This window comes from Streptomyces sp. NBC_00096, assembly GCF_045041305.1.
Taxonomy (GTDB): domain Bacteria; phylum Actinomycetota; class Actinomycetes; order Streptomycetales; family Streptomycetaceae; genus Streptomyces.
Genome location: NZ_CP108221.1, coordinates 3,872,428 through 3,885,415 on the forward strand (window position 1 = coordinate 3,872,428; position 12,988 = coordinate 3,885,415).

At 71.0% G+C, this 12,988-nt stretch carries 13 protein-coding genes; 7 read left to right on the top strand and 6 right to left on the bottom strand.

What is annotated here, in order from left to right:
* Positions 1-949 precede the first annotated feature (949 nt).
* Positions 950-1,474 carry a DUF6232 family protein gene (locus OG904_RS17070; RefSeq protein WP_405491812.1) on the top strand — a complete coding sequence of 175 codons (525 nt, stop codon included), beginning with the start codon at positions 950-952 and terminating at the stop codon, positions 1,472-1,474.
* The gene (locus OG904_RS17075; RefSeq protein ID WP_405491814.1) at positions 1,471-1,809 is read left to right on the top strand and encodes a hypothetical protein; all 339 of its coding nucleotides are present in this window, start codon (positions 1,471-1,473) and stop codon (positions 1,807-1,809) included. Before OG904_RS17070 ends, OG904_RS17075 begins: the two co-directional genes overlap by 4 nt.
* Positions 1,810-1,862: 53 nt before the next feature.
* On the opposite strand, the gene OG904_RS17080 is transcribed toward OG904_RS17075, so the two are convergent.
* Positions 1,863-2,108, bottom strand: coding sequence for a DUF397 domain-containing protein (locus tag OG904_RS17080; protein WP_405491816.1), 246 nt, complete (start codon positions 2,106-2,108; stop codon positions 1,863-1,865).
* Positions 2,105-2,977 (bottom strand): Scr1 family TA system antitoxin-like transcriptional regulator, encoded by an 873-nt coding sequence (locus OG904_RS17085; RefSeq protein WP_405491818.1) that lies wholly within the window; start codon positions 2,975-2,977, stop codon positions 2,105-2,107. Before OG904_RS17085 ends, OG904_RS17080 begins: the two co-directional genes overlap by 4 nt.
* Before the next feature lie 139 nt (positions 2,978-3,116).
* Here OG904_RS17085 and OG904_RS17090 point away from each other — a divergent pair, with 139 nt between their 5' ends.
* From OG904_RS17090 to OG904_RS17105, 4 genes are all read left to right on the top strand, one after another.
* Entirely contained in the window at positions 3,117-3,524 is a 408-nt protein-coding gene (locus OG904_RS17090) for an ATP-binding protein (RefSeq protein ID WP_405498074.1), read from the top strand.
* A gap of 88 nt (positions 3,525-3,612) precedes the next feature.
* Entirely contained in the window at positions 3,613-4,101 is a 489-nt protein-coding gene (locus OG904_RS17095; RefSeq protein ID WP_405491820.1) for a hypothetical protein, read from the top strand.
* A gap of 292 nt (positions 4,102-4,393) precedes the next feature.
* Positions 4,394-6,529: a glucose PTS transporter subunit IIA gene (locus OG904_RS17100; protein ID WP_405491822.1), complete on the top strand. Its 2,136-nt coding sequence runs from the start codon at positions 4,394-4,396 to the stop codon at positions 6,527-6,529.
* Positions 6,530-6,709: 180 nt separating this feature from the next.
* Positions 6,710-7,561: a PRD domain-containing protein gene (locus tag OG904_RS17105; protein ID WP_405491824.1), complete on the top strand. Its 852-nt coding sequence runs from the start codon at positions 6,710-6,712 to the stop codon at positions 7,559-7,561.
* A gap of 91 nt (positions 7,562-7,652) precedes the next feature.
* On the opposite strand, the gene OG904_RS17110 is transcribed toward OG904_RS17105, so the two are convergent.
* The 4 genes from OG904_RS17110 to OG904_RS17125 all read right to left on the bottom strand — a co-directional run bounded on the left by OG904_RS17110 (position 7,653) and on the right by OG904_RS17125 (position 11,024).
* The gene (locus OG904_RS17110; protein WP_405491826.1) at positions 7,653-7,934 is read right to left on the bottom strand and encodes a hypothetical protein; all 282 of its coding nucleotides are present in this window, start codon (positions 7,932-7,934) and stop codon (positions 7,653-7,655) included.
* 164 nt (positions 7,935-8,098) lie between these two features.
* A complete protein-coding gene (locus tag OG904_RS17115) occupies positions 8,099-8,347 on the bottom strand; it encodes a hypothetical protein (RefSeq protein WP_405491828.1) in 249 nt (82 codons plus the stop codon).
* A gap of 45 nt (positions 8,348-8,392) precedes the next feature.
* A complete protein-coding gene (locus OG904_RS17120) occupies positions 8,393-9,253 on the bottom strand; it encodes a TIGR03619 family F420-dependent LLM class oxidoreductase (RefSeq protein ID WP_405491830.1) in 861 nt (286 codons plus the stop codon).
* Between the two features lie 502 nt (positions 9,254-9,755).
* Positions 9,756-11,024 carry an ADP-ribosylglycohydrolase family protein gene (locus OG904_RS17125; RefSeq protein ID WP_405491832.1) on the bottom strand — a complete coding sequence of 423 codons (1,269 nt, stop codon included), beginning with the start codon at positions 11,022-11,024 and terminating at the stop codon, positions 9,756-9,758.
* An 870-nt stretch (positions 11,025-11,894) separates the two neighbouring features.
* On the opposite strand from OG904_RS17125, the gene OG904_RS17130 reads away from it, so the two are divergent.
* Positions 11,895-12,977 carry a tyrosine-protein phosphatase gene (locus OG904_RS17130; RefSeq protein WP_405491834.1) on the top strand — a complete coding sequence of 361 codons (1,083 nt, stop codon included), beginning with the start codon at positions 11,895-11,897 and terminating at the stop codon, positions 12,975-12,977.
* Positions 12,978-12,988 lie beyond the last annotated feature (11 nt).

Genomic DNA, 12,988 nt, shown 5'->3' on the forward strand with positions numbered 1-12,988 from the left:
ACGGCCAACCGGACTGTAAGGACGACCACCACCCCTTCGCAGGGTCGGTGGGCGCACCAGATCGCTACACAGTCCCACTCGGCTTAGCGACTAACGACCGTCTGTGGCTGGACATAAGCCGCCCACGGCCCGGATGGGCTTGTGGTTGTCTGGCGACGATCCGTCAGCCCTCAGGACGATCCCTTCGTCCTCAGCGTGCGACTGGTGCTTCTCAGCATCGAACCCTTCGTCCTCAGCATTCGACTCTTCGTCCTCGGTGTTCGATCCTTCGTCCTCACGCTCCGGGAACTGATCGTTTCGATTCCTCGGCCACGGACGGTCGGTAGTCGCTTAGCCGAGTGGGACTGTGTAGCGATCTGATGCGCCCACCGGCCCGGATGGGGCTTCTCGTCGTCCTTACGGTCGGGTTGGCCGTGCGAAGTCTCGGGAAGGGTGTCCGACCGCCCCTGCCTGGATGTTCTGACTGTCCCGGGCGTCTATTCCGTCCGGCTGGGCGGTGCTGACCGGTGACGGGTGCGGATCGTCGCGCTGGCCGGAGGGGGGATGGGCATCCCTGATGCGGCCGCTCCTCCGTATCCGTCCCTCCCGGCCGTTCCTCGGGGGGATCCCGGGAGTCTTGTGGCGTTTCGGGGTGGGTCGGTCGGTCAAGGGTGGCCGAAGGCCATCGCGTAGCGACGCGACCGTAGGGAGCGCCCTTGAGGGACCGGCCCGCACCGAAAGGACACTGGACTGCCGGGCTCCCCCCGGACCTTGTCGAAGTCACCGCCCAACCCGCAGCACCCGCCCACCCCCGACCCCACCCGGAGGCACAGATTCCGCAGCCCCCTGCTGTCAAGCGGAATCTGTAGCGGATCATGACTACGTCGAAATGGTCCAATCCCTACGTGACCGGTCTGACCCGCCCTACACTTCGAGCCGTCAACGCCAAAAAGAGCCAGGGGGGCGCGAAATGGCGGACGGAATTTCGACAGTTCAAGTCCGGGTGCAAGAAGGTGTGGTGTGGGTCGAAGGTGAGGCCTATCCGCTGCGCAACATCTCCCACGTCGGACAGCGCGTATTGGAGGTCAACAAGGGTGCGGCCTGGAAACAGTTCATCCGCCGGGCCCTGCTCTGCATCGTCGTAGGAGCCATCGCGGCGGCCATCTTCGGGAACGTCGCCGGGTTCATCGCGGTCGTCGTTTTCGGCCTGCTGGTCTGGCAGCTCGTCCAGCTCATCAGCAGGCCCCCGGTGTACGGCCTGGTCCTCAACACCTCGGGCACCCAGCGCGATGCGGTGTGGTCCCTGGACCAGGCGGAGATCCAGAACCTCGTCTACGAGATCACCAAGGCCATCGGCAAGCCCGACTCCGCCCCGGTGACCATCAACATCAAGGAAGCGGTGATGGGAGACCAGGTCGTCAAGGTGTACGGACCCGGGGCCATCGGCATCGCCCAGCACAGCGGCACCGGAGACATCAGGGGAGGCGGCCGATGACCGGCGGCGAGCACTACACCGTGCACGGCGCCGGCGCCATCGGCAAGGCCTCGCACACCGGCACCGGGGACATCGTGGCCGGCGGCAAATACGTCGGCGGAACGGCGCCGGAAGCATCGGCCGTCGAAAAGCTGCTCGAAGAAGTCCAGGCGATGAGGCAGCACCTGGACGACAGCGACCGGGCGGAAGTCGACGCCGCGATCGAAGAGATCCATGAGAATCCCTCCGAGGAGAGATTCAAGAAAATCCTCCGGACGTTCTCCGGAATTGCGACGCTGATCGGAGAAGCGGGAGTTCCGGTGATCAGCGCCATCAAGGCGCTGCTCGGAGGCTGACTGCTGACGCGTAAGCGGAAGGAGAGGGGGCCACGCCCAGTGGCCCCCTGGTCCTATGCCTCCGTGACCCCGCCGAGGAACGCGGCCCAGGCGGTCGGAGCCACCGCCAGCTGAGGTCCGGCCGGGACCTTGGAGTCCCGGATGTGGACGGAGTCGGCACAGCTGGCCACCTCGACGCAGTTACCGCCCTCGCCACTGCTGTAGCTCGACTTGCGCCAGTCGAAGGCGACTTCGAGGCACTGGCCACCCTCGCCGCCGCTGTAGCTGCTCTTGAACCAGGCCAGGTCCATGGTGTTCATCGCTCTTCTCCCAGCATCTTCTCGATCAGGGTCAGGGACTCGTCCGGCGTGAGCGCCTGTGCCCGGATGATCCCATAGCGCTCGGCGTAGATCCGTACTCGCTCGGGATCGGTGATCAGGTTGGGGTGGTTGTAGGTCTCGGTGTAGGCGACCTGCTGGCGACCCTTGGGGTGAAGGAGGCTGAACGAGCCTTCCATCGCTGCGTGTTCACCTGTGCTGAACGGCATTACCTGCAGCTCCACCGTGCGCAGGCGCCCGATCTCCAGGAAGCGGCGCAGCTGGCCCCGGTGGACGGCGGTGCCGCCCACCGGGCGCATCAACAGGCTCTCGTCGAGGACGAAGCTGAAGGTGGGGGACGGCCATCGCTCGAAGATCTGCTGGCGGGCCATCCGGTCGGCTACTCGCTTCTCGATCGTCGCTTCGTCGAACAACGGGCGGCGCTTCTCGAAGACAGCCCGCGCATGCGCCTCCGTCTGCAGGAGCCCCATCACGCCCTGGTAGCTGTAGTCGTGGACGGCATTGGAGGCGGCCTCCGCCTTCGCGTAGTCACGGAACCAATCCGGATGCCGCGTCCGCGCCCGCTTAAGCGCCTCCCTCACCTCCGGGACCGCCGCGATCAGCAGCCCGCCCGCGCCCAGGGCTCGGTCCACGTTCTCCAGGAAGTCCGGCTGTGGCGTCCGTACGCCCCGCTCGATGGAGGACACCAGGTCCTCTCCCACGTGCACGAGCGCCGCGAGCTCCTTCTGTTGGAGGCCCGCCCGTTCCCGTAGCACCTTGATGATTTTGCCGAGTGCCTTGAAGAGGTACGCGGTGCCGTCGACCTCCACGGGCCGCTCCGGCTCCTCCTCGCGCTCCGACAGGTCGTTCATACGCTGAACCGCCCTCACCCGTACAGGCCGTACACGCAACTGCCACCGGCCCTACGGGGTTTCGCCGTAGCGCCGCCGTTCCTGGAAAGCGTACGGCGGACCGGACACGCTCGGTGAGGTGACGACCGAATTGAGTGACATGGCACCCGTCGAGTTCCGGCAGCTCCTCTCCGCCACCCCGCGCGGGGCCCGGCTCGCCCGGCGCCTCGCCGGGGTGCAGCTGGCCGCCTGGGGGATTCCGTACGGCTGTGCGCTGGCCGAGGACGTGGAGCTGGTGGTCGGGGAGCTGGCCGCGAACGCCGTGCTGCACGGGCGGGTGCCCGGGCGGGACTTCGAGATGCGGCTCGGCTACGACGGGCTGCGGGTCCGGGTCGAGGTGAGTGATGCCCGGGGTGACCGGGAGCCACCGGAGGCGGCGGCCGCCGTGGACCCCTGGTCGGCGGAGGGCGGGCGCGGGCTGGTGCTCGTAGCGGCCGTGGCGCGGGAGTGGGGCGTCGGGCCGCGGGAGTCGGGCGGGCCGGGGAAGACGGTGTGGGCCTGCCTGTGAGGCGGGGAGCTCCGGGCGGGGCCCGGCCCCCGGACTCCGGACAGTGGTCGGTTGACGTGTGCACGTGGGTGAAGGTCATCATGGGGCCATGGCGAACGGGGCGGGCAGCGACGGGGCGGGCGGCGACCGGGCGGTCGGCGAAAGAGCGGGCGGCGGCCGGGCGGGCAGCGGCAAAGCGGGCGGTGACCAGGCGGAGCACGACCCTCTCGGGCTCGGGAAGCCCGTGGAGGCGGTGCCGTGTCCCCATTGCGGGGCGCCGACCACCGTGCTGATCGGCAGGGCGCTGGAGACCAGCGGGTGCACGCACTTCGCCGAGGGGGCCGTGTTCGCCTTCGGGGCCGGGGCCGCGGGCAAGTACTACGCCGAGGAGAAGGGCTGGCCGTGGCTCACGGCGGTCGGGGTCCTCGTCGGGGTGCTGATCCTGGCCGTCACCATCTGGGTCATCCGGGACGCGAACCGGACCGCCGCGCGGGCGCGGGTCGCCGTGGACCGCACCCGCGCCAAGGGGGTGGCGGCCACCCACTACTGCGGTGCCTGCCGGGAGGCGTCCGCCCCCGGGGCGCCGGCCCCCTCCTGACCTCACGGGCCCCCGTGACGGAGGTCTCCCCGCTGCCGTCCGCGACCACCGGCCGGTCGTTGTGTGGTCGGTGTAAGGTGAGTTCTGATCGATCTCGATCACAGGATTGTTACTCCCCGAGGTCACCACCGTCGTCGCCACGCGCGATGCCACGGCGGTGCACCGCTTGAGGGGAGGCAAGGCCTGGGTGGCGCCGTTGGCGCGACCCGGGCCTTTTTTGTTGCCCGGATCCTGGTGTGAGAGGTCGCGACCGATGCAGGACGGCAACAGCCCAGGGATGCAAGGACGCATCATGAACACACCCACAGCAGGGCCCGGCGCGCTGGCGGAGCAGATCCTCCGAGGCGTCGGCGGACCCGGGAACATCGAGAGCCTCACGCACTGCGCGACGCGGCTGCGCTTCCAGCTCCACGACGGGGAGAAGGTCGACCAGGCCGCGCTCGACGCCCTCGACGGCGTCATGGCCACCGTCCCGCAGTCCGGTGACCGCCTCCAGATCGTGATCGGCGGAGCCGTCGCACGCGTCTACTCCGAGATCATGAACCTGCCGTCGATGAGCGGTGGCGGCACCCCCCGCCCGCAGTCCGACGCGGACGTGAAGGCCGCGGTCCGGTCCAAGGGCCGCGGCCGCTACGCCTGGGTCGACAACTTCTTCGAGTACCTCTCCGACTCGTTCCGCCCGCTCATGGGCGTGCTGCTGGGCTCCTCGCTGATCATCGCGATCGCCTCCGTGCTCGACGCCCTCGGCGTGGTCGACTTCCGCGCCGCGGACAAGTCCGCCACCTGGGTGTTCGTCGACGCGATGTGGCGCTCGGTGCTGTACTTCCTGCCGATCATGGTCGCCTACAACGCCGCCAAGAAGCTGAAGATCGACCCCTGGGTGGGCGCCGCGGTGATGGCCGCGGTGATGACCCCGAACTTCACGGGCATGCTCGACCCGAAGTCCGGGATCCCCGGCATCACCTGCACCACCAACGGGACGCTGGGCACCCAGGAGTGCGTCGCGCACGTCTTCGGGCTGCCGATGCAGCTGAACGACTACGGCGGCCAGGTCTTCGTGCCGCTGCTGATGGTCGCCGTGCTCGCCCTGGTCTACAAGGGCCTGCAGCGCATCTTCCCGGAGACCGTGCACCTGGTCTTCGTACCGTTCTTCAGCATGCTGATCATGATCCCGATCACCGCCTTCCTCATCGGCCCGATGGGCGTCTGGGCGGGCAACGGCCTCGGTTCGGGCCTGTCGTGGCTGAACGGCAACGCCCCGATCGTCTTCGCGATCATGATTCCGCTGCTGTACCCGTTCCTGGTCCCGCTGGGTCTGCACTGGCCGCTGAACGCGCTGATGCTGGTGAACATCAACACCCTCGGCTACGACTTCATCCAGGGCCCCATGGGCGCCTGGAACTTCGCCTGCTTCGGCGCGACCGCCGGTGTGCTGCTGCTCTCGATCCGCCACCGGGAGAAGGAGATGCGCCAGACCTCCGTCGGAGCCCTGGCCGCGGGCCTGCTCGGCGGCATCTCCGAGCCCTCGCTGTACGGCATCCACCTGCGCTTCAAGCGGATCTACCCGCGCATGCTCGTCGGCTGCCTCGTCGGCGGCGTGATCGTGGGCGTCCTGGGCGGCGTGGACACCAAGGCCTTCGCCTTCACCTCCCTGCTGACCATCCCGGTCTTCTCCCCGATGGGCACCTACGGCATCGCGATCACGGCGTCCTTCTTCGTGTCGATGGCGCTCGTGTACTTCTCCGACTTCCGCACCCCGCAGGAGCGCGTCCAGGCCAACGCCGAGCGCGACGCCGCCGAGGCCGCGGCCCGCGGTGAGGCCGTCGTGGCGGCCGATGACCGCGAGCTCGTCGGCGTCGGAGCCACTGCGGCCGCCGCCACGGCCACCGCCGGCTCCGCCTCCGCTTCCGCCGGCTCCGCTTCCACCGCCGGTGCTCCCGCCTCCCCGGCCGGTGCTCCCGCGGCCGCCGGGGCGGGTCTCACGCTCGCCGCGCCGGTCGCGGGCCGGGTGGTCGGCCTCGACGAGGTCGGGGACCCGGTCTTCGCCTCCCGCGCGCTCGGCGAGGGCGTGGGCATCGAGCCCGCCGACGGCCACGTCGTCGCCCCGGTCGACGGAGAGCTGGTCACCGTCGTCAGCACCGGGCACGCCTTCGGCATCCGCACCGCGGACGGCGTCGAGGTGCTCATCCACATCGGCATCGACACGGTGCGGATGAACGGCGAGGGCTTCGACGTGCGCGTCAAGTCCGGACAGCAGGTCTCCGCCGGGGACCTCCTGGTCGAGGTCGACCTCGACGCCGTGCGCGCCGCCGGGCACCCGACCGTCACCCTCATGACCGTCACCAACACCGCGGACCTCGCCTCGGTCGAGCCGCACACCGGGCAGGACGTCGCCATCGGCGCCCCCGTGGTGACCGTACGGCGGTGACGACCCGCCACTGATCCGGCGCGCGCCCGCGACCCGTACGGGGACGTGGGCGCGCGCCGGACCGGGCCGGGAGAGCACCGGGAGAGCACCCGGAGAGCATCGGGAGAGCATGGGGCCCGGGCCGCGGACAATGCGCGATCATTGGAAGAAATCGGACCCGGACAGGAAGGAGGGCAGGCGGTGAAGGCGCTGCGTGTCCTCAACAACAACGTGGTCCTCGCGCGTGACGAGCAGGGCCAGGAGGTCATCCTCACCGGGCGCGGCATCGGCTTCAACTGCCGCCAGGGCCAGCGCATCGACCCCGAGCTCATCGTGCGCGTCTTCGTCCCCGCCGACGGCCGCGACCCCGACCATCTGGCCGAGGTCCTCGCGCTCATCGGCGAGGAGGTCCTGCGGGCCGTCGTGATCGCCCTCAGCGAGGTCGGCATCGAGGGGCGCGAGTCCACCCGCCCCACCCTCGCCATCGCCGTCGCCGACCACGTCGCCGGGGCGCTGGACCGGGCCGCGCGGGGCATCGTCATCGAGTACCCGCTGCGCGCCGAGGCGCAGACCCTGTACGCAGCCGAGTACGCCCAGGCGCAGCGCCTGCTGGCGGCCATCAACGCGCGCGTGGACCCGCAGCTGGACCCTTCCGAGGCGACCGCGCTCACGCTGCACCTGGTCAACGCCGGCTTCACCTCGGGCGACCTGTCCTTCACGTACACGATGACCGGGATCATCCAGCAGATGCTCGCGGTCGTACGGGAGCGGTACGGGCTGGAGGTCCCCCAGGAGTCCATGAGTGCGGCGCGGTTCATCACGCACGTGCGCTACCTCTTCGTGCGGGTCCAGCAGCACCGGCAGCTGAAGGGCCACGAGTCCACGATCGGCAAGGGCATCCGCCAGCACTACCCGGAGGCGACCCACACCGCGCAGCAGCTGGCGACGATCGTCGAGCTGCGTCTGGGGCAGCAGCTGAGCGAGGACGAGGTCTCCTACCTGGCGCTGCACGTGGCCCGCATGACCATGGAGACCGACGGCACCGCCGTATGAATTCGATGGTCCGGGCCGGATGGATTTGTCATCCAGTCCGGACCGTGAATTCACATGGTTGTCTGTCGTGACTCCTTTTGATCCGGGTACCTCAGCGTCCGTGGTGTTGGTGGTGGTGCTGGTTGTAGCAGTAGCCCCAGCCCCACTCCCAGTTCCAGTCCCAGCTCCAGCCGTGGTGGCGGTCGTAGCAGTAGCGCCAGTCGTAGCCGTGGTCGCCGTGCCCGTCGTGACTGGGCGCCATCGCGGTGATGGTGTTGGCCTGCGGCGCCGCCTGGGCGGCGAACGCGTTGGAGGGCAGCAGTACGCCTGCTGCCGCCAGAGCGGCCGAGGCCGTGAGGACGGCGAGACGCGGTGTGCGGGATTCGTGTTTCACGGGAATTCACCCCCAGTGGGAATGTAGAAGCGAAAAAGAGAAAAGGCCCACCAGCTCTGCGTGAGCCTCTGCCTCGATTAAGCCCGGGTGGGCGCATCGCGTCATGCCCCTGTTTTTCGGGACTTGACAGATCGCCCCCGGGCGGCGCTCCCACGATTCGGCGGTCAGGTGGAGGTGTCCGGTACGAAGATGCTGATGCGGTACGTCGACGGGTGGGCGAGGCGGCCGCAGTAGGTGTCGATGCGCAGCTGCGACGGGTCCTTGGCGGTGCCGTCGGTGACCAGGCGGTGGAGGTGTTCCCTCAGCTCCGCCTGGTCCTGCGTCGAGAACAGCGGCTCCCAGCGGCCGGGAGTGTCCTCCGTCCGCTGGCGGGCCCGCTCCCTGCTCCGCTTGCGTTTGCGCTGTCCCGGCATCCGTCGAGTATCGCGGTGTGGTCAGAGGTTTGTTCAGAGGTGTGGTCAGAGGTACTGCGCGAAGCCGTCCAGGACGGTGAGGACCTCCGCCTCGCCCTCCGAGGGGAGTTGGAGGACGACCTCCTCGATGCCGAGGTCGGCGTAGTGGGACATCTTCCCCGGGGTGGGCTGGACGGCGTACGGGACCACCTGGAGGGACTTGGGGTCACGGCCCGCGGTTTCCCAGACCTGGCGCAGGGCCGGGAGGGACTCCGTCAGGCCGCCGCCGCCGATCGGGAGCCAGCCGTCGCTGTGGTCGGCGATGGCTGCGAAGAGCTTGGGGCCGGCCTGCCCGCCGATCAGGGTGCGCGGGCCGTGCAGGGGGACGCCCGGGGAGAGTTCGCGCGGGGGCTGGACCGGCTTGGGGTACGCGGAGCTGGCCTGGACGGAGGAGAACTGGCCGACGTACGCCGTGGGCTGCGGGGACCACAGGGCCCGCATCAAGGCCATGCGGTCACGCACCAGTTCGCGGCGGGTGCGCCACTCGACTCCGTGGTCGGCGGCCTCCTCGACGTTCCAGCCGTAGCCGATGCCGAGGGTGACGCGGCCGCCGGACAGGTGGTCCAGCGTGGCGACCTGCTTCGCGAGGTCGATCGGGTCGTGCTGGGCGACGAGCGTGATGCCGGTGCCGAGGTGGAGCCGCTCGGTGACGGCGGAGGCCTGGCCGAGGGCGACGAAGGGGTCGAGGGTGCGCCCGTACATCTCGGGGAGTTCGCCGCCCATGGGGGCGGCGGTGTCGCGGGTGACCGGGATGTGGGTGTGCTCCGGGAGGTAGAGGCCGGAGAAGCCCCGTTCCTCCAGGGCGCGTGCGAGGCGTACGGGAGAGATGGTGCGGTCGGTGAGGAAGATGGTCGTGGCGATCCGCATGCGGTCTGGCACCTCCGTGACGTGGGACGGCCAAGGTACGGCTTCGCGCGCGCGGACGGCAGGGGCACGCGTCGGCCACCGCGGTTGGTGGGGGCGGGGGTTGGGGCGGCGCCGGTGGTGCCGTGGCCGGCCGCGGGCTCGTCGGGAAGGCCCCCCGAGGCGGTGGTGTGCTCGGCCGCGCCGTAACACCCCGGGTGGTGCGGGAGCGCTGGAATCCGGCGCCAGGCGCCAGGCGCCAGGTGCCAGGTGTCCGGCGCCCGGTGCCCGACCCCCGATCCACGGCGCACGGCGCCCGACCCACGGTGCCCGACCCACAGCGCACGGCGCCCGACGCTCGGCCCATGACGCCTGGCGCATGGCGCACGGCGCCTGACCCAGGAAGTACGGCGCCCGACGCGCGGCGCACGCCATCGCCGGGACCCGTCGGCCTCCGTGCGCCGATAGGGGCACAGGGGCTGCTCCGGGTGGAGCCGCCCCCGGCGGGCCCGGTGGGTTCGGGGCGTCAGAGCTGGGGGTAGCGGGTCAGCCAGGTGGTGGAGGCGGCGGCGGGGCCGTGGAGGGCCGGGCCCTGGGTCATCTCCAGGGCGAAGTCGTCGGCGATCTCCAGGACGGCGGCGCGGCCCTCGAGGCCGGCCAGCCAGGCCGCCGGGAGGGCGGTCTCGCCGTGCTGCGCGCCGAGCAGGGAGCCGCACAGTACGCCGGTGGCGGCGGAGTCACCGCCGTGGTTCACGGCCAGGCGCAGGCCGTGCGCGACGTTCTCGGCGACCAGGGCGCAGTACACGGCGATGGCCAGCACCTCCTCGGCGTCGCGGCCGTCGCCCGGGGACAGGGCCTCGACCGCCTGCGGCGACGGGGCGCCGAGCGTGACGGCCGAGAGCGCGCGCTGCAGGGCGTCCGTGACGGGCTGGTGGCCGGGGCGGGCGCCGAGCAGCCCGAGGGCGCGCTGGACGGCGGAGTCGAGGGATTCGCCGCGGGTCAGGCCGTGGACGATGACGGCGTGCGCGCCGGCCGCGAGGTACGCGGTGGGGTGGCCGTGGCTCTGCGCGGCGCACTCGACGGCGAGTTGGAGGACCAGGGCCGGCTCCCAGCCGACCAGCAGCCCGAAGGGCGCCGAGCGGGTGGCGGCGGCCGGGTCGAGGGCGGTGGGGTTCTTCGGCTGGTCCAGGGTGCCGAGCCGGGGGTCGGCGAACCCGGTCATGCAGGCGCGGGCGGGGTCGCGGCGGGCGTAGAGCCACTCCTCGCGCGCCAGCCAGCCGTTGTCCGCGCGGCGCTCGTCGGGGCCCCAGTCGTGCTGGGTGGCGGCCCAGCGGAGGTACGCGCGGTGCACGTCGGTCGGCGGGTGCCAGGCGCCGGTGTCCCGGCGCACGTGGGCCCGTATCAGGCCGTCCACCGTGAAGAGGGTGAGCTGGGTGGCGGCGGTCACCGTGCCGCGGGGGACGGGTTCGGTCAGGCCGGCCGGGCCGTGCGCTTCGAGTACGGCGGCGAGGGCGAGGGCGGCGACGGGGGCGCCGAGTGCGTCGCCGATGGCGGAGCCGAGGAGGGTTCCTCTGACGCGGCTGCGGAAGTCCTGCTGCTCGGCGCGGCCCCAGAGGCCGGTGGTTACGGCGGCGCGACCGCCGATGGTGTCACCTGCGGTGGGGCCGGTGGCGGGGCCGAGGGGGGTGGGTGTGGGTGCGGGTGCGGGTGCGGGTGCCGGGGCCGGGGTCGGCGGGGGCTCGGGCGTGCTGGCCTGGCTTCGATGCTCCCCGGACGTTTCCGTCGCCGTGTCCATACGATCCCCCCGGACTGCCCGCGCGCGTGCTCTGGCGGGCACTGTAGTGGACAGGATCGGTCGGGTCCGGAACCAGTCGGTCATGCGGCCCGTATGGGGGCAGGGAACGGCTTGTTTCCGCCGTTCCCCTGCGGGGTGCGGGGACGGTTCTACCCCCGCCCGCCGCACAGGCCCGCGTCCCCGAAACTCCGCCCCGGCCCCGCGCCTCAATCGCCGGCGGGGCTGAAAGACCGCCTCAAACGCCGGCGAGGCTGAGGTGGCCGCCTCAAAGGCGGGCGAAGGGCGACCGCCTCAAACCCCGGCGAGCGGCGGCCGCCTCAATCGCCGGCGGGGCTGGAAGGACCGCCTCAAAGGCTGGTGGGGGTGGGAGGGCGGCCTTGAAGGCTGGTGGGGCTGGGAAGGTCGCAAAAATCGCCGGCGGGGCTGGATTTTGGCCGGCGTCGCCCGCGCGTGCACGTCGGCGGTCTGGAAAATCCAGCCCCTCCGGCGATTGAGGAGCGGGGTCTGGGGCGGAGCCCCAGGGGGCCTCGAGCGGAGCGGGGACTTGACGGGCCGGAGCCGAGCCAGCCGGGACCGGGCGGACCCCGGGCGCAGTCTCGTGGGCGGGTCTGGGTGGGAGTCCGGGCGGAGGTCCGTGGGTGGGCCTGCGTGGAGGTCCGTGGGCCGGTCGGGGCGGAGGTCCGTGGGCGGGGCTGGGCGGAGGCCCGAGCACGGGGCCGGGTGGAGGTCCGGTGGAGGGGCTGGGGCCCGGGGGGTCCGGTTCTGCGCCGGCCAGGCGGGTGGCACGTTTTGTCAGTCGCCTTGCACCCCACCAGTTCAGGCCATGCCAAGTTCACGCGGAGTTATCCGGAGCCCAACAACCTCAGAGGCATGAAGAAGGCACTGCTCGCTGCGACCGTCGTCGCCTCCACGCTCACCCTCACCCTGGTCGCGGCCCCCGCCGCCACCGCCTCCGGCTGGGACTTCCCCTGGGCCGGCCAGCACCACGGCCGGTCCGCGATCCCCTTCACCGAGGCCACCGTCACCGCCGGCGCCGACGGGTCGTACACCCTGAAGTGGAATGCCAAGGGCACCCCGCGCGTCGAGATCAGGGCGAACGGCAAGGTCGTGGCCAAGGGCGGCGCCCAGGGTCAGGCCGTGGTCAGCGGGCTGCCCGCCGCCGACCGGCAGTGGTTCGACTTCGAGCCCGCCCGTGGCGAGGGACTGCGCCTGGCCGACCGGCTGATCAAGCTGGAGGGCACCTCGAACTTCCGTGACGCGGGCGGCTACCGCACCACCACCGGCCAGTGGGTCAAGATGGGCGAGATCTACCGCTCCGACGCCCTCAACAAGCTGACCGACAACGACCTCGCCAAGCTCCAGCGCCTGCGCGTCAGGACGGTCTTCGACCTCCGCATGGAGAGCGAGCGCACCAAGGACGCCGACAAGGTCCCGGCCGGCGCGAGCTACGTCGTCGCCGACGTCTTCGCGGGCTCCCCCTCCTTCCAGGCCATGCCGACCTCGCCCGACGCCGCCGTCAAGGCCATGGTCGACGCCGAGAAGTCCATGGTCAGCGGGGACGGCGGCAAGAAGGCCTACACCCAGGTCTTCGAGGGGATCGAGCGCGACCGCAACCGCGCCGTCCTCTTCCACTGCACCGCGGGCAAGGACCGCACGGGCTGGGCGAACGCCTCCCTGCTGACCGCCCTCGGCGTCCCCGGCGAGACGGTGATGGCCGACTACCTGGCCAGCAACGACTACCGCAAGGCCGCCAACGACGCGATCCTCTCGCACCTGCCGGCCGCCCAGGCCGCCGTGTACAAGCCGATGCTCGACGTGCGCCCCGAGTACCTCAACGCCGGGTACGACGAGGTCACCGCCAAGTACGGCACCTTCGACAACTACCTCAAGAGCGGCCTCGGCATCGACTCCCGCGAGCTGAAGCAGCTGAAGAAGGACCTGCTGGTGGGCTGAGCCCGGGACAC